A 22,141-nucleotide genomic window follows, 5' to 3' on the forward strand; every position below is an offset into this window, starting at 1 on the left:
CGGCACAATTCCCTGAAGTGCAAGGGGTGAATTTTGGAGAATTTGAAGCACGGTAGCAGATGGACAAAGATATCTTTCTGCTGCGCGGGCGTCATTCACCATAGCGTTCAAGGATTTCATCCCTGGCTTCTCGAAGGTATTCCCGTAGGAGGGGGATAGAAAAGTCCACGTATCCACGGGCGGTACGTTCGATAATTTGCCGTTGTATCAGCAACCTCTGGACATACGTTACTGAACTGGGCTTTTTACCAAGCTCAGTCGCAAGCTGCTTTGTGGAAGTTGCTCCATCGTGGTTGGCGAGGGCAATCAGATATTCCATCGCTTTTTGCGAGATGTTTGAAATCGCTGGCTCATGTACCGTTTCGTGAAAACGATTTGTTGCTAGGGCGATTCCGTTTTCGACGTCCTCGTTCGAGACCGTTATAGAGCCGTTTCTGTGTTTATTTGCGCGATCCCATACATAAAAACCGACGAGTTGAATGAGATACGCGTATCCGTGGGTTGCCTTTGCAACTTGATCAAGCTCGTCACCTTCGAGCGACAGGCCTGAATCTCTAAAACTGTCGTTTAGCGATAGCTTGACCTCAAGATTATTGATTTCTGTTAGATCCTCGGGCTGCGCTCGCTGTAAAAATGACATCGCCTTGCCATTGATGAGGTCCATGACTCCCGTTGTGAGGCCTGCGAAAACGAACGCGACATCTTTTTTCTCTCCCGTGAGTAGTTGCACGGTCGAGGCAATGAGTCGCACATCCTCCTCTTGGGCGTCTTGAATCTCATCAACTGTTACGAGTACGCCACGGTCTTTTTCAGACGTATCTCGAAGCAGATCGCGCAACGTTGGGGTTTTGGTTTTGACGTTTGCCTCACCGGATGCAAAGAGGGCTTTTCCGGAGATATTCGCTCCCTCAATTTGGAATTGGGGCAAGAGCTCGTGAATAACATCATTAATTAGCTCTTTGCTTGCCGATACGCTCACTGTCTTCCATCCCGCATCGCGTGCGATTTGGGCAAGCTCGGTAAGAAGCGCCGTTTTGCCCGATCCACGGGGGCCAGTGATACGCATGAGTCTTCCCTGGGCGCCAACGCCACCCACAAGGCCATTTTGAAAATCTGCGATTACGTTTTCTCGTCCGATTAGTTGGGGAGGTTCGGCACCTGGTGTAGGACGGAAGGGGTTGATAAGCGTTTGTGACATAGTGTGCCTCCGTCTCTCTTCTATAGTCTATCGTGTCTAAATTATTTTATCGTGAATAATTAAATTGATCGCAGATAAGTAGAAATGGATGATGATCAATTCAGCTTTTGGTTTATCGGGAGGAAGCTATTTCGATTTCGGGTCAATGATATAGTTCAATTGTTTTCCTTGAGATGGGATGGCGATGACTGAAATAATAAAAGTATCTGCCGCTAGCAGCCCTATGAATAATGATCTTCCCAACGATCTGATTTGTCCCCACGATCGAATAGATCTCTTTGTCAGCTCATCTATGAGAGACGAGGAGGATTTTTCATGGTCCTTGTATCGCAGGGAGCTCGGTAAGCTACTGGGGCAATCTCCGCTTTTTAACCCGTTTGAGATTGAGGGTCATGCAAGTATCGAGCGTCCAAGGAATTACTATTTAGGTCGAGTTGAACGCTCTGGGATAGTCGTCGCCGTTGTTCGCCAAGAACTCAGGCAGGGCACTGAAGAAGAGATCCGTCATGCAATTAATCACGGCAAGCCGCTGGTTCTCATCCTTATTGGTGATAAGCGCGATTCTGCAACGGATAAGCTTATCAGCTATATTCAAGATACAGGTTACTGCACATACTACGAGGCCCGAGCTATTACCGTCCAAGGCCTTGCTCGGGAAACATTCGAACAAATCAACAATATTGTCGTCGACTTAGTCAACAAGAGAGTTTCCCAGTGGCAAAACGAGCGATTGACGGATGTAGCCGAGCGCGATTCAGCGAGATACTCCCTCCCCAAGACATCTTTGTTAGCTTTTGGCGACGCAACAGCTTTGCTTGCTAAGAACTTCGGATACGAAGTTAATCGAAAACGACAGGAGTGTCCGAACCCATATCTTGCCGCTTTGGGCAGTTCAATTGTCGCATGGCTGCTTAAGGGAGAGCGATTTTCTATAGAGCCCTTTATTCCTACCATTCACATAGCCATGAAAGACGCTGGAATAGCGAGCGACGTTCTCGATAGTAGATTGAAGGCGCTTGATTGTTTTATCGATAATGATTACGATCGAGCGCTCACACTCGAGCGACAGGCTTGTGAGCTGCTACCCGATCAGGACTCATGGCTCTACGGGAACTGCCTCATCGACATTAGAAATCTTTCGGGATGGCTTACTAATGGAGATTGGAAGGCTGGCTTCGACGCTCAAAAACAGATTGAGGAGCTGAAGGCTCCTGCATTGTTTCCGCCCGCAGAGCATTTTTCCAACAGCGCATTGAGCCAGACCTTGATAACTGAAAGGAAATATCGTACCCAAAAGCAAGGTTCACTTATTTTTGATAGCACGCTGTCCACGGTTCTCAATGATTACGCCTCGTACGCCTTCGTTGCTGTGCTTTATGGGAGTATTGCCAGTTTCAATTACAGTCGAGTATTAGTCGCCCATGCGTTGCTGGATTATTCGGAAACATACTTGAATGACGACCTCGCCTACGAAGGGGTCAAGCTTCTTGTACTTGCAGGCGAGGCCTCCGAGTTTGCAGCGCAATTTAACAATGGTGCGAAGGGCTTTTCAAATTCATTGAAGGCAAGCGCAGATGACCTCTGGGTCCTTTCGGGCAAAGGAATCGCTTCGCGCATTCCGGTTATGAGATGCGCGCTTGTCAGGCAGGTTGTTCCCTACCTTTCCGATGGGGTCTTTGCCGATGTTGAAGAATACCTTTCCTCAGACTTGTCGTTGTTTTCTAAATGCCGTACTGAATGGCTACGGGCAATCAATGCAATAAAGCTTCGCATGAATGGTGCGGTATTAGCAGATCTGATTTTTGAGATGCTGTCTAGCAGGCTATATGCGCTGGGATCGGATGTAGGACGGATTATTGCTGGTAGCAATCTTGATGCCCTTCCAAAGAGCTCGCTCGAAGGCATTGCTGGCTATCTCAAAGAGCATGCGTCGGACCTCATAAAGGATCACATGCAGCTTTCGGCTTTTTCAGTCGTAGGACGCTACCTTGGGGAAGACCTTGTGGGTCAGACCCTTACGGACTCCCTGGGCGAGATTGAGCGGAATGAGTATTTGCGTGGGTTATCGCAGGGCGAGGTGTCGGCGGAATCTTATGTAAACGAACTTGTGCGTCAATTTGATAAGAACGACGTGTCGGGGTATTACGCGTGTCCGGCCTATTCCGTTGCCGCTGCAATTTGCGATGTAATGGATAAGGGAGCAACTGCTGAATTCGCTGAATATATTAGAGGGGCGCTAGATGGAATTGTCGGGCGAATCAGCGACTATAAGGGTTTTGCGGTTGCCTTGGACGAATCAATGGCTGTGCTGTGTAGATATGTTTGCATGCTCAGGTTGGATGGAAAGGAATTACCAGATAATTGGCTTGAGCAGATTAGAACGATTGATGGGGAACGATATACGATTGTGAACCTTGGTTCCTTAAATAATTACGACACGAGGACTTGGAAGGTTCGCGTTAGTTCTCTTCGCGTTGCCGCTGGGCTGGAGGATGGAATTGACTACCTCGCTGACGGTTTTGCTTTAGGGAGTTTCTCACAGCGTGCAGCTGAAGCTTATCTCGAGTCGCTTGAATGGTTCATCTCTTCGTTGGCCATACCTGATGAACATGCTCCGTTGGTGAAAAAGATTTGCGAGAACGCTGCCGAGATATATGATTCTGGCGTAAGAAGAAAAGCTGTCAATTGCCTTGCTGCATATAGCAAGCGCTGGGGACTTGAGAATGTTGCGAACGCCCTCTTAACGCTCACGAGAGATCAAGACGACTCAGTTGTTTACCGCATGCTAGTTCTTTGCAAAGCCGGCTCGTTTGGGGATAGGGGCTTCGAGAGTCAAACCATCAAATTGCTTTCGAATGATGCAAACTGGTTCATTCGCTGGCATGCAGCAAATGATTAGGGGGCTAGTGGAAAAGCAGTCTGTCGAATAGTTTTTGCGATGCGACCCAAGATGAGATGCACCAGACAATTTGAGGTTATGCCATCAAGACTTATCCGATAACGGAATCGCATCAATCATCGTTTCGAGACGTTTAAGCAGGTCAGTGTAGGTAATGATGTCTGTGATATGTGCATACTGACGACGAATCAAATCAAAGTCGCGCTGTTCGGTTTTGTTGAACCTGCAACCGCCGGTTAAGAGGATGCCACGAGGGGTTAGGAATCGTATTATGAGGCCCTGTGGAAGAAGGGGGGAGTAACGTTTGGTCAGCTCCTTTTCTCCATCTATGCCCCAGTTAAGCAGAAGATGAATGTATTTCTCAATTTGCGAGATGCCTCCACCAAGTTCCCGCGCCGGTATGTAGTTGTCGCGATAGGTCCGTGCCATGAGTAGCTTGTTTTTCTGGAATGCCCTTTTTATTTCCAATACGTCTACATTGCCTGAAGCATCAACTAACAGAAAATCAATTACTCTTCGTCTTCCCGTTATCCGGTCCTCAATCGAAACCTTTGGGATTACGGTTACGTATTGAGGAAATAGAACAGGTATGATGTCCAGGATTCCTTGTTGCCATAGCTCTTCTGGGACCTTATCGTTTTTGTCTAGCAAGTCTTGTAGCTGCTGTCGGGCAACAGAGAGGTTTGTAATTCGATTCTTATTAAGTTCTGGGCTGCCTAGTCTGTACGATAGCCGGTGCTGTTTTCTCGAAAGATGGCGATCAAGCTGCGCTTGGTAGTCCTTTTTTATGTCGAGGAAGTCCTGTACATAGCTTGCTATCAGCGCCTCGCCGTATCGTTCAAGACTTGTTGTGGTGGGGAATTTATCCAAAAGGTCCGCGAACTCATCTAATGGAATGGCTTTCTCGTTTTCACCGCCGATGATTATTTGTTTTTCTGAGTCATCTAGAATTGACGATATCGTTTTAATCACAGAGGTTCGACGTTCATAGCCAACACAGAACATCCTCCAGTCAAGGCTTATACCTTTAGCAACAAGAAGGTCTTGCGGACAGCTAAAAATATCCCCTTTGATTCTGAAGTAATCTGGAAAGCTATTGTCTAGATAGGCGAATTTGAAAACTAGGGTATCGCCGTCACATTCGTCATCCACCAAGTCGCTTTGGAGAAGAGTGAACACTCTCTTTATCCGAAGGCTTGCATCTGGATATGTCGTCGGTCGCGCACGCTTAAGCCGATCGGGAAGATTATCTAGCGAATATCGGATGAGCTTTTTTTCTCTATCAAAGTCGATGCAAAGCTTGGATAGGATGGTGTTGTCAAGTGTGTAGGGTTGATACCTCAGCCATATTTCTCTTCCAGAATCGAAAAAGTTGATTGACATCCGATTTCCCTCCGTCGGTTGTCGTGAACAAGACAGATAGGACGAAGCGCCATTCCAATTAAGTATAGCTACATCCCTGCATGGAGGGCGGATGTGGGGATGATGGGGCGACACTGGGAGAGGTAACGTACAATTTCTTGCGCACTTTGACAGCGGAATAGCGTCCAGATAGGAAGGAGGGCACGGCCCGCGCCGGTATGATTCGAGTTGTCGAGACAAGAAGCATATTGGAGGCAGGCCATGCCCGAGCCCATCGTAACACTCAACGAGGAGACCCTGAAGTCCGACCTTCGCGAGCTCGTCAGGAGGACCGTCGAGGACACCCTGAACGGCCTTCTCGAGGAGGAGGCCGGAGACCTCGTCGGCGCCGAGCGCTACGAGCGGACCGCCGAGCGCGAGGCGTACCGCGCCGGCCACTACGACAGAAGCCTGACCACGTCGTCCGGCGAGGTCACGATCCATATGCCCAAGCTCAAGGGGATGCGCTTCACGACCGCGATCATAGAGCGCTACAGGCGCAGGGAGACCAGCGTCGAGGAGGCCATGATCGAGATGCACCTGGCGGGCGTCTCCACCAGGCGCATCGAGGACGTGAGCGAGATCCTCTGGGACTCCAGCGTCTCGGCAGCCACCGTCTCGAACCTGAACGAGAGGGCCTTCGAGGCCGTCGAGGCGTGGCGCAACCGCCCGCTCGAGCGCGCCTACCCCTACGTCTACGTCGACGGGATATACCTGAAGCGCAGCTGGGGCGGCAGCTACGAGAACGTCGCCGTGATGGTCGCCATAGGCGTCAACGACGACGGCTACCGCGAGGCCATAGGCGCGGCCGAGGGGTTCACGGAGTCCTCGGAGTGCTGGCGGGAGTTCCTCTCGTGGCTCAGATCGCGCGGGCTGCACGGGGTGCGCATGCTCACCGGCGACAAGGCCGCCGGAATGGTCGGCTCGATAGCGGAGGTCTTCCCCGACGCGGCGTACCAGCGCTGCACCGTGCACTTCTACCGCAACGTGCTCTCGAGGGTGCCCAAGTCGAAGCGTCCGAGGGTCGCCGCGATGCTCAAGGCGATCCACGCGATGGAGTCCCGCGAAGCCTCCGAGGCCAAGGCGCTCGAGGTCGCATCCGAGCTGGAGGCGTCGAGGCTCGGGGAGGCCGCGAAGGCGGTCCGCGAGGGCTACGCCGAGACCCTGACCTACACGCGCTTCCCGGCCGCTCACTGGAGGAGGATCCGCACCAACAACGCGATCGAGCGCCTCAACCGCGAGATCCGCCGCCGCACCCGCGTGGTCGGCACCTTCCCGGACGGCAAGTCGGCCCTCATGCTCGTCACCGCGAGGCTCAAGTACGTCGCGGAGAGCGAGTGGGGGTCGAGGCGCTACCTGGACGTGACGCTGCTGGACGAGTAGCCGTACCGGATGGCGGGCCTATGGGGCTGTCCAAAAGTGCGCAAGAATCTTGACGGTACCAGCGCCGTCCGGTCCATTCAAGGGCGCGCTGTGCGCCTACATTCGTAATGCGAATGCGGTCTAGCAAAAACAGCACGGCGATAGTCGCGAAGAGCCAGGGGAAGCTCGGGTCGAATCGGTCGACGCCAAAGTAGGCTCAGGCAACATCGATTACCCAGGCACACAACCCAATGACGATGAGCCTCTTGCGCGTGGCGCCCGATGTGCCCGGGGCGAGTCGCCGAAAGACATAGCCGAGGCAAAATACGCGAAGTACCCTGATTCAGGAATCATGACCGTGGGGACATAGCGCTGGAGAATGCCAACGACAAGGACGAGCGTCTCGTTCCCTGAGCTCCGAAGGGCCCATGCAAGAACATAGGAGATGAAGCCAATGCGGTGAGAGCGCACGCGGCTGTTGCGACTGTTTTTGCTTGATGTTCGCTGAGTTTCTCAAATAGCCAATACAAAAATGGTGCAATCAGCAAAAAGGGGATAAGGGTCGGAATAAACCACCAAGGTGTGAGTACGTCCGAGAAGTAGGCAATATAGCCATGAATCGAAGCACCAGAAAGACCAGTCGTATAGAGATAGAGAACAATTGAGTAGACCACAAGCGGAAGAATAATGATTGATACCTTGTGCGCAAAATAGCGTGCCAAACTCGTCTTGGGCGGACGAATCGCGAAATAGCAGGAGAGAGCAAGGAAAATCGAATCGCATAGAATCGCGGTGTTGGGTGGCAATGCGACCGGCGTCTATCCCAGCGAGGGGACCGAGATGGCTGCCGTAGTGGACAAAAGCTGCTGCAAGCATGCAAAGAGAGCGATGATAATCCGAGCTTGAAAGGCATTTAGTGGCTTTGACGGCGGGGATACGCATCGGAATCTTCAATCGAAGAATGTTGCTCAGAAATACTTGCGTTCGCTGCTCTCGTAAAAACTCGAAAGAGATAAAGGCTGGACAGCATGGTGTTCCTAGGGCGAGTCAGCTGCTATGAAGCAACATGTGCGGCAGAGGCTCGAGCCTGCATTACGCAAGAAGAGGCCTGTCAGCGTGAAAGCTTAAATTGGCAGGCAATCTCATGGGCGGAATAATTTGTTATAGCTATCATAATAAATACGAGAATGAGTAACTTGCTGCACAAGCTCGTTTGATAGGGGGGCGGATGCTATGAAAGCTAGACGGATCATAGCGTTTTTCCTTGCTTCGGTTTTGTTTGCTTATCCGGCTTTGCAACCGGCTGCGTTGTACGCACTGGAATCACGTGCTGATGAGGCCGTGCAGCTGGATCAGGAGACCGATTCCATCGACCAGGAGGCCGATTCCACCGACCAGGAGGTAACGCAAGGCGATGCTTCCTCTGCGGATTCTCAGCAAGACGGGGAAGCGTCTGGCACCGGGGATATAACAGACCAAAATACAGGCGACTCTGCTTCTGAAGGTTTGAGCCCCCTCGAAGGCGCCGACGGGAACACGCTTCCAAACTCGACTGATACTCCGCAAGACACTGACGGCGAGGAGAATCCCGTCTCTTCTTCGCAGGACGAAACAAGTGGGAGCGATGCTGGTTCGAGAACTGACGGTTCCGCTGTCTACGAATCGGGCTCGCTCCTTGCGGTTGAAGCGCATATTCAGCACGATGGATGGATGGACCCCGTTGGTTTGGGTGAGGTTGCAGGAACAACCGGCGAAAATAAAAACCTCGAGGCTATTAGAATAGCTCCTTCTGATGGGTTCCCTGATGATTCGAATGTTTCGATTCGGGTTTTTGTTAATGGAGAATGGCTTGGTCCATTTTCTGCTAATGAGGTAGCTGGCACTGTTGGGAAAAGCCAGGCAATCGAGGCTATCCAGATTGAGCTTACCGGTTCAGCTGCTGACCAGTACGATGTATGGTACTCAGTTCACTCGGCGAAAGACGGCTGGTCTGGATGGGCTAAAAACGGTGAAAAGGCGGGCTGCAGCGGTTTAGGTAAAAATGCGCAAGCGGTCAACCTTCGTCTTACTCCGAAGGGTTCAGACGCTCCGGAACCGCTGGGAGCAAAGACAGAAGCGTACAGCTACGTAAAGGTTTCCTATCGTGCGCATATCCAGAAACTTGGCTGGCAATCAAAAGTCTCCGATGGTGTGACGTCTGGAACGACAGGTAGAGGGCTAAATCTCGAAAAGATTGAGGTGGAGCTTGGTGACGAGCTTTCAAATGGTAGCGTCGAGATCCGGGCTCATATCGCCAAAAATGGATGGGGGAAATGGCAGACTGGCTCAGCAGGCACCACAGGTCGAGGGTTGGCTGTTGAGGCTGTTCAGATTAGGCTGTCTGGTGATATAGTCAACCAGTACGACATTTGGTATCGCGTTCACTCTGCAAAAATGGGCTGGCTCGATTGGGCGTGTAATGGGGCGCCTGCTGGCACCTCGGGCAAGGGTTATGGAATTCAGGCAATCGAGATTAGGTTGGTCGAGAAAAACGGTGCCGCGCCCGGTTCGACTGCAAAGAGCTTCGACGGTCTTTCAGAAACGGTTAAGGTTTCTGGAATGTATATTAACGGCACTTCGGCTGGAAATATGGATGCGAAGGAAGTTGTTGTTGGAGATAGCGGCTCAACAGTCCCGCTCCAAAGCTTTTCATTGATCATCAATAACCAGATAATGGAAGATGCCTCGGTTTCATACAGGGCAAGTACAGCCTTTTCGGGATGGCAGGATGCTTGGAGTAGTGAAGGCTCTGCCGTAAACAGCAGCTCTTCTGGTTCAGGATGTCAGATTAATGCTATCGAGATTAAGCTTAATGAAAGCCTCTCCGACCAGTATGACGTTTGGTATCGAACTTATATCGTCGGGTCGGGCTGGCTCGGCTGGGCGAAAAACGGAGAGCCCTCTGGAACCGAAGGAACCCAAGGGGGTATAGCCGCAATTCAGATTCGGTTAACAAATACCGGATCGTCTGCTCCTGGCTCTACGAACAATGCATATAAAACGCTTGGCAACTCCACGCCGAAAGTGGTTTATCAGACTCATGTTTCGAAAGTTGGCTGGCAGCCTGCGGTGAGCGACGGAGAGACTGCCGGCACGACTGGGCGAGGCATATCGATTGAGGCGCTAAGAGTAACTGTTGAAGGCGCAAATGACGTATCTGGAGATGTTCAGGTTTGGGCCCATGTTCAAAAGCGAGGATGGACAAGTGCTGATGAGCCGGTGGTTGCTCCGACATACGCTGGTACGACTGGGGAAAAGCTGGAACTTCAGGCAATAAAATTGAAGCTAACCGGAGAGCTGGCAGACTCGTACGATATTTACTATCGCGTACACAGCGCAAAATATGGCTGGCTTGGCTGGTCGAAAAACGGTGAGCCTGCAGGCACTACGGGCCTTTCGCTTCGAGCGGAAGCTATACAGATAGTTCTAGTGAATAAAGACGATTCCGATGGTATTCCAACAAGTACTGACCCTGCATACATCTCATTGCCCGATGTTTCTTATGAGGCGTATGTTCAATCGCAGGGTTGGATGTCTACAACTGCAAACGGCTCTATTGTAGGGACTACAGGTCGTGGATTGCGTCTGGAGGCGTTGAGACTTTCGGTTTCATCAGATATTTCCGGTGATGTTGCTTATAGCGCACACGTTCAGCACTATGGATGGCAACAAGAGGTTACCGATGGGTCAGTTGCGGGCACTACGGGCGAAGGAAAGCGTGTCGAAGCGATTAAGGCTCGGTTAACCGGCAATTTGAAAAAATACTTTGATATCTACTATCGAGTGTATATTGATGATATTGGATGGCTCGGCTGGGCGAAAAATGGTGATACGGCTGGAACTACCTCCTGTAGCCTTGGTGTTCAAGCTGTTCAGATAACAATTGTGAATAAAGGGGCCGCAGCCCCTGGCTCAACTTCTGGTGCCTATTACTCCAGCTTGTCGTCCCTACCGTATATCGGATACCAAACACCGGGTTCTTACTACAAAGTTTCAAACAAGTCCGTGAGCATTAAAAACCTCGGCGTCAACCAGTTTGGCTATCGAACGGAATCTCGTATCCCGTATAACGCCACGCGTGAGCAGTGCATCAATGCCATGATAACGCGTGCGATTGAGTATACGGGAACACCTTATAGGTGGGATTACTCCTGCGCCCCGGGCGTGGGCGTCGACTGCGCCGGATTGGTGATGCAGGCTCTTTATGCTACGGGAATGGATTTGACTCCCATGAATCCTTGGGATCACTACTACACCCCGGGCCATGATCACTATGCGAACGATATGCGTAGCAATAGCCGTTTCATGCATGTGAGTACCTCGCAGCTCCAGCGTGGCGACCTGATTCTCTATAGCGGACACGTCGCTATTTATCTGGGCAACAACACGATTATCGAGGCCGTTTCTCCTCGAGTGCGTACCGTAGGGTCCATTGCGCCGCTTAAGCCGGTGCTTGCGGTTGTTCGTCCTTTCCCCTAATGGGATAAGAACATAGTGCCGAATGGGGGCCTGCCGGTAAATGATGGCAGGCCCCTTTTCGTTGTACTTGGGTGCTATCGAAGTATATCTGGCGCATTTTCGCTAGACTTAGATACTGCTGAGTTGAATGACAACGTAGTGAACGGTGGGCAGGGAAATGTTGGCAAAACGTGTTCTGGCGGTCTGTTTGGCTGCGCTCTTGGCACTCATGCCTGTTGTGCAGCCCCTTGCGGTGTATGCGGAATCTGTAGGGGCTGTGTCGTCGGCTGATCTTTCGAATCAAAGCTCGGCACAGGCGGGTGAACAGGTAGAGCCACATTCTGATGAAACTGCTTCTACTGAGGACGCCTCGCACAGCGAGTCGGTAGATTCTGTTACTCAGGGGCCGGAAGACCAAATCGCTCAGAATGGGTCCTCGTCCGAAGAGATCACGAACGAAACGATTGGCGTCTCGGACCGGCAGCCAGCTGAGATGGATGTGTCTTCGGTCGCGTATGTTTATGTCGACCAGGGCGTAATCGCGATCGGGGACACCCAGTACATCGCTATCGGGTTCAACGATCTTGATGGCAGCCTTTCTACGGCGCAGATTACGCTGGGCAGCACGCAGCATGAATCTATCTCTGTGAGTGCTTCGAAGGTGATTGACGATGCCGCTTTGTTTGAGGTCTCGTTTTCTGATGACAGCCAAGCGGATGCATACACAGTCTCTGACGTTGCGTTTACGCTGCAAAACTATGAGACGAGCTATGTGGTTCAGTTCTCGGATGATGCCAACGCAAATAATGACTATTCGTTTGAAGTGGTAACCGCCGATGTTGCCAATGCGCTGAGTGAAAGCGGGATCGAAGATGGCGTGACGGCAATGACTGTCGGTGAAGATGGAGAGCTTACTGCTGCCGCATCAGTGGAGGATGCCCTTGAAACTGCTGATGCCTCAGGGGTCCAGGAAAGCCAAGATAACGCGACCGCACCAAGTGTTTCTAGCTCACGGTCTCGTTCTGCCGTGTCTACGACTCGCGAAGACTATCTGATTGTCGCCATAGACCCCGGACATGGTGGAAGCGATGTTGGCGCCGTTGGCAATGGGTTACAGGAGGCCTCGGTTAATTGGGGAATTTCCCAGAACCTAAAGGACGAGCTTGACTCTTATACGGGGGTCACCGCCTATCTTACTCGATCGGAAAACGAGCGTGTGAGCCTGCAGGCGCGCGCAGACCGAGCAAAAAGGATCGGAGCGGATGTTTTCGTTAGCGTGCATTGCAATTCCGCCACCGCAAGCGCCAACGGGGCAGAGGTTTGGGCACCTAACAGCAGCTCCTATAACAGCGACGCTCATACCGTCGGAACGGATTTGGGCAACAAAATTTTGGCCCAACTTTCTTCGCTCGGGTTGAATAATCGCGGCGTTAAGTTTAGAGACTACCCAGCCGGCGAGGGGGATTCCTCATACCCCGATGGAAGCAGGTCGGATTACTATGGAGTAATAAGAAATTGTCGAAAGTACGACATTCCCGCCATCATTGTTGAGCATGCGTTCATTACCAATCCAAATGACGCGAACTATCTTGCGAATCGTCAGCACGATTTGGGTGTTGCGGATGCGACGGGAATCGCCCAGCAATACAACCTAGGTAAGGATTCGACGGCACGTGCTCAGGCGTCGGTTGCGGTTCAGGCCCATGTTTCCAGTCTTGGGTGGGAGGATACCGTTTACGATCACAAGGTGTCAGGAACGACGGGTAAAGGCAATAACCTTGAAGCGTTTAAGCTTAGCCTGCTGAACGGTGCCGCGTCTTCGGGTGGTGTCGAATACCAGTCGTATGTCAATGGGTCCTGGCAGGGCTGGGTGAAAGATGGCGCGCAAAGCGGAGTCACGGGCCAGGGCGCTGCTATCCAGGCAATTCAGATTAGGCTGACAGGCGAAGCTGCGAATACGTACGATGTATACTATCGCGTTCACTCGGCCAAGGTTGGTTGGCTTGGCTGGGCTAAAAATGGCGAGAGCGCGGGCACCGTGGGCTATGGCTATGGCGCCCAAGCGATTGAGGTCGTGCTGGTTAACAAGGGCGCCACTGCCCCCGGCTCTACTTCAGACGCTTTTCGCGACAAGACTACTGCGGAACCCATCATTACCTATCAAGCTCATGTGCAACACGTCGGATGGCAAAGCGCGGTGAACGCAGGTGTTACAGCGGGTACTACAGGGCAAAGCAAGCGCATGGAGGCTTTCAAGCTCAATCTTGATTTAGGCAAATATTCTGGCACAGACAGCAGCGTTTCTGTCGAGGCCCATTGCCAAAGTTATGGCTGGCGTGGCGCAGTTTCCAGCGGGTCGGTTGCCGGTACGACGGGCGAGGGTAAAAGACTTGAGGCGCTAAGAATTACGCTGTCTGGGTCGATTTCCGAATCCTATGACATTTATTATCGTGTTCACGTGTCTGGTATCGGCTGGATGAATTGGGCGAAGAACGGAGAGGCCGCCGGTTCGCAGGGGTATTCAAAGGGCATTGAAGCAATTCAAATCGTCTTGCAGGAAAAGGGTAAAGGGGCCCCTGAGACAAATCCTGCAAACGCAACAGACGATGCATTCAGAAAGAAGGCCGTGGATGTTACCTACCGTGCTCATGTCGCGAAAGTGGGATGGCAGAGTTACGTTAATGGTGGTTCCACTGCTGGGACGACCGGCCAAGGGCTTTCTTTAGAGGCTATGAACATTTCGCTCACCAACCAAGATGATGATGAGTCTGGTTCCATACGGGCGCGAGCCTTTTATACAAGCGATGGCTGGCAGGCTTGGACTACAGGCCAGATAGGAGCCACCGGCAAGTCGAAGAAGATCGAAGCGGTTCAGATTACATTAACAGGCGAGATGGCAGAAAAATACGACGTCTACTATCGAGTGCATTCCGCCAAAGTGGGCTGGCTCGATTGGGCGAAAAACGGCGAGAGTGCCGGTTCTGAGGGGCTTGATTATGGTATTCAAGCAATTCAGATCGAACTAGTTAAGAAGGATGAAGACGGATTGTCGGAAGCGCCCGGGAAGACCGATGAGCCGTTCGTTTCTGCTCAGATTACCTATCGTGCTAACGTTGCGAATACTGGTTGGCAGGGATTCATTGGAGATGGCGCTACGGTAGGGACTACAGGGCAAGGACAATCGATTCAGGCAATCGAGGCATATTTGCCAAGTGGCAGCGGAACGGTTGAGGTGACCGCCCATATTCAGAGCTATGGTTGGGTCGATTCTGTCGAGGTGTCGCGGGGAACTTATGCCGGTACGGTTGGAGAGAATAAGCGTCTAGAAGCACTTCGTATGGAACTGAAGGGAGACGCTTCAAAAGATTTTGATATCTATTATCGCGTCCATGTTTCTAAAATCGGATGGCTTGACTGGGCGAAGAACGGTGAACGAGCCGGAACGCAGGGATATGGCTACGGCATTGAGGCTGTTCAGATTAAGCTGGTCAAAAAGGGATCTGATACACCTGGTTCTACCGATGTGGCATTTAGAACTCCTTCGGATATCATGGGAGACTCTCTTGCCTCTGCCAGCCAGATGGTTGCCTATTTTCAAAGGTCGGGACAGGCTTACCCTGCTGAGGTATATGCTGAAAAGGGCGCTCCAACCATTGATGCTTTTTGCAACTTAGTTGTGCGAGCTGCAAACACCGAAGGAGTCAGGGCCGACGTGCTCTTCTGTCAGGCGATGAAAGAGACCGGTTGGCTACAGTTTGGCGGTTCCGTTAAACCCGGGCAGTGCAATTTTGGCGGTCTCGGGTCAACGGGTGGGGGAGTGGCCGGTGCGTCATTCGATGACGTGTATACCGGTTTATTGGCACAAGCGCAGCATCTCAAGGCATACGCATCTACGAAGCCGCTCAATGCCGCGTGTGTTGACCCACGCTTCGATTTAGTGGAGCGTGGCGTTGCTCCCAAACTGGAGGATCTTGATGGCCGTTGGGCCGTGCCCGGTAACGGTTATGGCGAGTCTATTCTTCTCATGATTAACGAGATGATTGGCTAGCTAATCATGGCTGCAGAATTGCCTCTGTTGGAAAGTGCCTTTTGGCTCGACGTGCTTAAAAGCTTGAACGTACATGATGAAAGACAGGTGAAATGGAAAGGAAGCTGTCTCCAGATATGGATGTCGCGGATGTCCGGCTGCTGGTTGTATCATCAAGCTCTGCCATCCATTGCTGGGCTAGTTCATTTGAGTGAACGTGTTGTATTTGCATACATTATTGGTAGTGTTCAAGGGCAAGTGGTTGTCGCAATATAATTACGAATCTACTTACTGCAAGAAAGATGGTTTAAATGCGTCTATTTATTCAAATTCCATGCTTGAATGAGGAAAAGACTCTTCCGCTCGTGTTTCAGACTATGCCGCGGGAGATTCCCGGCATCGAAAGCATCGAGTATCTAGTGATTGATGATGGCTGCTCAGACAATACTGTGCAAGTTGCTCGGAGGCTTGGTGTGCGGCATTTCGTACACCACGCTAAGCCCATGGGGCTCGCGCGCTCGTTCCGCGATGGCGTGGACTATGCACTCAAGCACGGTGCCGACATAGTGGTTAACACCGACGGTGACAATCAGTACCCCAGCGATGCCATCGCGCAGCTTGTGCAGCCGATCGTGCGCCATGAGGCCGAGATTGTGGTCGGCGACCGCCAGACCTCGAAGATTTCCGAGTTTTCTGCGTTTAAGAAGCTGATGCAGCGCTTTGGCTCTTGGGTGGTGAACAAAGCGGCGGGAACCGACATCCCTGATGCCGCTAGTGGTTTCCGTGCGTATTCTCGCAACGCTCTGCTCAAGCTTAACATCGTGACTGAGTTCAGCTACTGCATGGAGACCATCATCCAAGCGGGGCATAAACGCATTGCAATTACCTCATACGCCATCACCACGAATCCTAAGACGCGCGAATCTCGACTATTTAATAACATCTTCGAGCACATGGGAAAGTCGGCGGGTGCCATCATTCGCAGCTACCTCATGTTCCAAGCGCACGCGGTATTTAAATGGGCCACGATCATTTTTGGCATCCTCGGCCTGGTTCCTTTCGTGCGTTACCTGGTGCTCCTTTCTCTGGGCAGCAGCGGCAATCATATGCAGTCTCTCATTTTGGGCACCGTCCTTTTGGTGTGTGCACTTCTCTCACTTATGCTACTCATCATTTCCGAGTTGCAGCGTATTCAGCGCAAGCTGGTTGAGGACGAGCTCGAGCGTACGAAAGAGATCCTTTACAGTACGCCGCTCCAGAAGATCTGGGCCCAGCAGGACGAGTACGGCAATTTCCCGGCGTTCGCTTCCGCTGCTGGTAGAGTTCACGACAAGGACGGCGAGTAAGCAGTGACGCGCGTACTGGCGTTCGGCACGTACAATGTGCGCAAGCATCCGCGCGTGGGCATCATTATCGATGGCTTGCGCAAAAACGGCGTTCAGGTGGCGGAGGTCAACCGCCCCCTCGAGCTTTCCACCGCTCAGCGCGTCGAGGTGTTGAAGAAGCCTTGGAAGCTTTTCGGTTTTGCGCTTGGGATTCTCCGACTGTGGCACGGTATCAGTGCGGATGCTAAAACGTGGGTGCGTGAGCACGGCGTCCCCGATGCGGTGCTGGTCGGTTATCTAGGTCATTTTGATGTGCTGCTGGCGCGTCGTCTGTTCCGAGGCGTGCCTATCGTGCTTGACCATCTTATCTATGCTGCTGACACGGCTAAAGATCGCGGCGCCAAGGGGCTTAAGGTGCGATTACTCGAAAAGCTCGATAAATGGGCGCTTGGCTCTGCCGATCTCGTGTTGTTCGATACTCGAGAGCATCAGGATATGCTGCCTGCTGACTTTGCGGGACAGAGCATGGTCGTGCCCGTTGGCGCGCCTGAGGCGTGGTACCAGGCGGGTGTTGCTCAGCGGGAGCACCCCGTTGAGAACGACGTGGTGTTTTATGGTCTGTACACCCCACTCCAGGGTACGCCGATTATTGCCCAAGCGTTTTCCATCCTGCATCGCAACGGCTGTCACTTCCATGCAACTATGATTGGAACCGGCCAGGATTACGATGAGGTCCGGTCGTTGCTTGCTGGCGTGAATGAGGTCGAGTTTGTTGATTGGGTAGAGCCCGAGGAGCTTCCGCAAGTGGTGGCACGCCACGCTGTGTCGCTTGGCATCTTCTCCACCACGCCGAAGGGCTTGCGCGTTGTGCCCAACAAGGTGTACCAAGCGCTTGCAGCGGGCTGCGCGGTTGTTACGAGCGACACTGCTCCCCAGCGAAGAGAGCTTGGGGAGGGCGCTATTCTGGTTGAGCCGGGCAACGCCGAAGCCCTTGCCGAAGCGCTACAGGATCTGCTGACTGACCGCAAGGCACTGCAGCAGGCGCGCAAACGGGCTTCCGAGGCCGGTGCACGCTTCACTGATAGGCGGATTGCCGAGGAGCTGTCTGCTTGGATTGCTGAGCAGCGGTAAACAGACAGTAACGGCCAAAGATCGCCGGCAGTCTTCGTCAAGCTAGGGAAACAGGGGATGCGTATGCGTCGAGGCCTTGTGCTAAACCTTATCAGCAACATCATGTTCTTCCTGAGCGGTTACGCTCTCCACTTCTTCCTGGGCAACTCCATGCCGCCTGCTGAGTACGGCGTTGTGGGTACGATACTCACCGTGCTTGACTTCGAGTATATGTTCGTTTCGAACGGCGCGCGTCAGTCGCTTGCAAGTCAGATTTCGAGCGGCCGGTACGATATCGTCGACACCGTCGTTAAAACCATTGCCTTCCAGTTCATTGTCATTGCGGTGTTTTTCTGCATCAACTTCTTTGGGGCTCCGGTGTTCGGGGTTGTTTTCAACGATGCTTCGCTCGATTTCTACTTCAGGGTTGCCGGCTTGCTGGTAATTGTAAACGGTCTTCAGGTAATCTTGCTCGGCATAAATGACGGTTTACAGCGATTTGGAACCAGCGCTCTTCTCGGTACGTTCTACCCGGTGGCAAAGTTGGGAACCATTCCACTTATCCTGTTTGTGTTTCAGTCCGACCCGGTTCTGGGTGTTGAGGCTGGCTTTACGCTTGCCGTGCTTGTCACCATAGCGATCGGATGCGTTTTGCTCGTCGCGAATCATGCACCGTTTACGGTGCGCAAGCCCGAGCGCATTCGCTTTGGCCAGATCGCGCATCACACGCTGAGCTTCTCCGTGTTCTTCATTGTTGTTTCGCTGGTTCTCAGCTTCGACACGCTGATTGTCAAAGCAGTGGTGGAGCCCTCTTCCATGGCGGGGTATTACACAGGAGCTATGAATTTCGGCAAGATTACGTACTATTTGCTTCAAGCGTTCTCCACCGTTATTCTTCCGGTGGTTGCGGGCCTTATGAGCAAGGGTAAGTCTGTCGAGGCGCTTCAACGCATACGCGGTCTGTTGATTCTTGCGTTTGCGTTCATTCTGCCTATATCGGTTATCATTTCAGCAAGCAGCGCAAGTCTGCTGGCTTCGTTTTACAGCGAGGATTACGCCGTGGCCGCGACGGCGCTCTCATGCCTCTCTTTTTCCAACTTCTTTATGGGTATGACGGTGATTCTCAACATGGTGCTGAACGCGACGCAGCCGAGTCGATTCTCGGATGCGTTGTCGGTTATATCGTTGGTGCTGGTCATTCCCATCTTCATCGTGAGCGCCAGCAACGGCGGCATCACGGCTATTGCGGTCGCCAGCGCCTCGTGTACGGCGCTCATGATGCTTGCGTCGTTCGCGCGCATCCGTCAGGTTGTGGGCAAGGTTATGACAAGAACCGCCTGGGTCATCATTTGCACTTGTGTAGTGCTGTGGCTGCTGGTCCATGGCATCTTCGCGGCGCTGGACATTACCGGGCTGCTGTCTATTGTGGTGGCATATGCTGTCTGCTACTTCGCCTTCCTAGGCGCGCTCGTTGCCGCCCAGGTTCTTAAACCGAGCGAGCTCCTCGCCCTTCTGAATTAAATGTCGAGATAAGGCCGTTTTTACAGCAAGGCTTGGCATTTGCAATAGGATATTGCCCGCTTGATGTGGATCAAAGTGCCTTTGTATTTGTAATGTTCCACAATGTAGCATAATCATGTCGCCAAGATTATCTATCAAGTTTTCAGGTTGCCTAGCTTTGTCTATTATAGATTCGATTTAATAATGCTGGGCAATGCTGTCAACAACTAGCATAAACGTCTGAGGAGTGTTGGATATGTCGCGGTTTGGGCTAGCCAGACAACAGGAGAACTCGGTGGATAATACTGTTTCTCAAACGAGCCATTCACGACAAACCGCCCTACGGGTGCTGCAAATTGTTCTGATAATAGCGAGTTTTGCTGCAATTCTTTTGTTCGTATTTCGCGAAGTTATCTTTCGAGGCATGAAGCTGTCTTTTACCAGTGTGACTTACTCATTTCCTCCATTTTCTTCTCTTGGGGTTGATATTGCTGGGCCTCTGTTGAGTGACCCAGCGGACAACGTTCTCCCTATAGCTTGGATGACGTATCATATTTCCGGCTTTACAACATGGCTTACAGATTTTGCTCTCGGAACCGCACAAACCATGTCGCTATATCTCTCTCCGCTTAATTGGGTTTATGTGCTCGATTTCGATGTCGCCCAGCAGGCCATTTCGGTTCTTAAGTTCACCGTGCCATTCATCGGCATGTTTTTATTTCTGCGTCGGCTCGCATGCAGCTGGCGTGGTGCTTTCATCGCGGGTGTTAGCTTCGCGTTTTCATCTGCAATGGTTATGTGGCATGGGTGGCCGCATTCCGAGGTAGCAATGTATGCGCCGTACCTATTCTGGCTGATCGACCTGATGCTCACTCGTATTCGCGTGCGGTATTGCGTGGGAGTGGCTTTGGTGGTTTACCTTATGATGGTGCCAGGCATGCCGACTTATGCAGCTTACTTCTTTTATTTGGGATTTGCTTACGGTCTGTTTTACGTGTTGAGAACTCATTGGGGGGAAGTACGGTACGTAATATCTTACTTGGCCGCTTGTGGCATCTCTGCCGTTATCGGCGTTCTTATGTCGTTGCCATATTCTGGTCAGCTCCTACTGTCCGTAGGTAGTAACGGCTATTCTGAATCTCGTGCTGGGCAAGCGTTGGCAACGCTTCCGGTTAGCCAGATAAAAACTCTACTGCTTCCTTACGTTCCAACTAGCGCGGGAATACATCTAAATGAGTGCGTATTGTTTACTGGTGTGCTTGCCATACTTTCTATTTGCCTTACCATAGTCCATTTCAAGAAAAAGCGCCGCGTGGGTTTCTTTTTTACCGCTTCATGCGTGCTCGCGCTTCTTATCTTTACGAATGTACTGTCCCCTATATTCACGCATTTGCCACTAATTAATACTTCCCTGAAGTTCCGCGTGATTATCCTGCTGAATTTTTCATTGAGCGTATTGGCGGGAATCAATTTGGATGACCTGCTGACACGAACGCTCGAAAGTCGATTCGAGCGAATTGTGACCCCGGTACTCAGCGTTATTCCTCTTGTCGCTTTTATCGCATTAATTGTTCGCGTATATCCTGTTATTGTCCAGGCGGGCGAGCGCTATATGATGCTTGAAGCGTTTGTTGGCCTCGCGCTAGGCATAGCCTTGTTTCTAGTATCTTTGATCCGCGCATTAGTTCCTAAGGCACCGATCGTTGCAATGCTCTGTTCAGTAGTTCTTGTTGCCGGATCGGCAGTTGATAGCGGCTATTTTGCCTCAAAGTATCTGCCCTTAATTGAATCGGAAGCAACGTCTATCCCTCCAGCGACAAGTTCTATTTCGTATCTTCAAGACAATCTTGATGACGCTAAATTTGCGAGTCTTGGATCCTGGACTGTGATGCCCTCAGTCAATATGTATTACGGAATACGGGATGTTAGGGGGCATGGGTTGTCTTTCTCAAGTCCAGACTTAACAAGCTATTACACCGCAGTTGGCGGCGATGGTTCCACTGGTAGTCCAACTAGGCCTGTGTGGGAGAGTATTGATAATTACAACTTGCTTCGATACCTTGGTGTGAAGTATCTTGTGATGACTGAGGCTGAATTTTCGGAATGCAGCGACGGTCTTCAAAACGAAATCGTTGGATATGACGTTCAAGATGATGGGCTTGTTATCTGCGAGCTGAGCCATGCATCTCAGATTGAGCTTGTTGATGAAATTGCGATATCTCGCGACGATGCGGGCGTGCTCACTATGATGATGGAGGAGGAATTTGACCCCAATACCCTCTATTTAAGCGAGGAAACAACCCAGAATGCTCGAGAGATTGCTTCCACGGCATCAACCAAGAAGCTTTCGGACGATGAGACGATTTCCAACATTTCTACCGGCGCTAACGGGTCGATAACTTTCTCTGTGACTACAAACGAAGACCGGTATGTTTTGGTAAATGAGTATAATGATGGAAATTGGAAGGCGTACATTGATGGGGAAGAAAGTCCTGTTCTGAAGGGTAATTATCTCTTTCGAGCAATAGAAGTTCCTGCTGGTACACATACGGTAGAGTTAAAGTATGAACCTACTGCTTTGTACGTGTTTTTCATCATTGCTGGAGCGGCTTCAGTCTCGTTAGTGGTTATCGCCATTGCGCATCGTCCGATTAATCGTTTGCTTGCTGGCGGTACAGGTCATACCGATGATACGGATGCCGGGCTTCCCGAGGCACAGTACAAACATCTTCGGAAACATTAGAGCTTGCGGATGACCGGTTGATCAAAATGAAAATGGCCACCTTGGAGGGTGGCCATTTTTGTGAATACTGACGTTGAAA

11 protein-coding genes are annotated in these 22,141 nt (G+C 51.5%); 8 read left to right on the plus strand and 3 right to left on the minus strand.

Going from position 1 to position 22,141, the window contains the following annotated elements:
• Positions 1 to 91 precede the first annotated feature (91 nt).
• Positions 92 to 1,198 carry an ATP-binding protein gene (locus AC1VS5_RS01510; RefSeq protein WP_022348642.1) on the minus strand — a complete coding sequence of 369 codons (1,107 nt, stop codon included), beginning with the start codon at positions 1,196 to 1,198 and terminating at the stop codon, positions 92 to 94.
• Positions 1,199 to 1,421: 223 nt separating this feature from the next.
• Here AC1VS5_RS01510 and AC1VS5_RS01515 point away from each other — a divergent pair, with 223 nt between their 5' ends.
• Positions 1,422 to 4,097, plus strand: coding sequence for a hypothetical protein (locus AC1VS5_RS01515; protein ID WP_022348643.1), 2,676 nt, complete (start codon positions 1,422 to 1,424; stop codon positions 4,095 to 4,097).
• A gap of 84 nt (positions 4,098 to 4,181) precedes the next feature.
• Here AC1VS5_RS01515 and AC1VS5_RS01520 read toward each other — a convergent pair whose 3' ends face one another.
• Positions 4,182 to 5,480 (minus strand): Shedu immune nuclease family protein, encoded by a 1,299-nt coding sequence (locus AC1VS5_RS01520; RefSeq protein WP_481217457.1) that lies wholly within the window; start codon positions 5,478 to 5,480, stop codon positions 4,182 to 4,184.
• 240 nt (positions 5,481 to 5,720) lie between these two features.
• On the opposite strand from AC1VS5_RS01520, the gene AC1VS5_RS01525 reads away from it, so the two are divergent.
• Positions 5,721 to 6,881, plus strand: coding sequence for an IS256 family transposase (locus tag AC1VS5_RS01525; RefSeq protein WP_481217458.1), 1,161 nt, complete (start codon positions 5,721 to 5,723; stop codon positions 6,879 to 6,881).
• A gap of 329 nt (positions 6,882 to 7,210) precedes the next feature.
• Here the strand turns inward: AC1VS5_RS01525 and AC1VS5_RS01530 are convergent, their stop codons facing one another.
• On the minus strand, positions 7,211 to 7,666 hold the full coding sequence (locus AC1VS5_RS01530) for an acyltransferase family protein (RefSeq protein WP_481217459.1): 456 nt from the start codon (positions 7,664 to 7,666) through the stop codon (positions 7,211 to 7,213).
• Positions 7,667 to 8,093: 427 nt separating this feature from the next.
• Here AC1VS5_RS01530 and AC1VS5_RS01535 point away from each other — a divergent pair, with 427 nt between their 5' ends.
• The 6 genes from AC1VS5_RS01535 to AC1VS5_RS01560 all read left to right on the plus strand — a co-directional run bounded on the left by AC1VS5_RS01535 (position 8,094) and on the right by AC1VS5_RS01560 (position 22,062).
• A complete protein-coding gene (locus AC1VS5_RS01535) occupies positions 8,094 to 11,378 on the plus strand; it encodes an NlpC/P60 family protein (protein WP_481217460.1) in 3,285 nt (1,094 codons plus the stop codon).
• Between the two features lie 157 nt (positions 11,379 to 11,535).
• Positions 11,536 to 15,405: an N-acetylmuramoyl-L-alanine amidase gene (locus AC1VS5_RS01540; protein ID WP_481217461.1), complete on the plus strand. Its 3,870-nt coding sequence runs from the start codon at positions 11,536 to 11,538 to the stop codon at positions 15,403 to 15,405.
• 290 nt (positions 15,406 to 15,695) lie between these two features.
• Positions 15,696 to 16,730: a glycosyltransferase family 2 protein gene (locus AC1VS5_RS01545; RefSeq protein WP_481217462.1), complete on the plus strand. Its 1,035-nt coding sequence runs from the start codon at positions 15,696 to 15,698 to the stop codon at positions 16,728 to 16,730.
• Positions 16,731 to 16,733: 3 nt separating this feature from the next.
• On the plus strand, positions 16,734 to 17,840 hold the full coding sequence (locus AC1VS5_RS01550; protein WP_481217463.1) for a glycosyltransferase family 4 protein: 1,107 nt from the start codon (positions 16,734 to 16,736) through the stop codon (positions 17,838 to 17,840).
• Positions 17,841 to 17,897: 57 nt separating this feature from the next.
• Positions 17,898 to 19,340 carry a lipopolysaccharide biosynthesis protein gene (locus AC1VS5_RS01555; RefSeq protein WP_481217464.1) on the plus strand — a complete coding sequence of 481 codons (1,443 nt, stop codon included), beginning with the start codon at positions 17,898 to 17,900 and terminating at the stop codon, positions 19,338 to 19,340.
• 274 nt (positions 19,341 to 19,614) lie between these two features.
• Positions 19,615 to 22,062 carry a YfhO family protein gene (locus AC1VS5_RS01560; protein WP_481217465.1) on the plus strand — a complete coding sequence of 816 codons (2,448 nt, stop codon included), beginning with the start codon at positions 19,615 to 19,617 and terminating at the stop codon, positions 22,060 to 22,062.
• Positions 22,063 to 22,141: the final 79 nt, after the last annotated feature.

This window comes from Enorma sp., assembly GCF_982429025.1.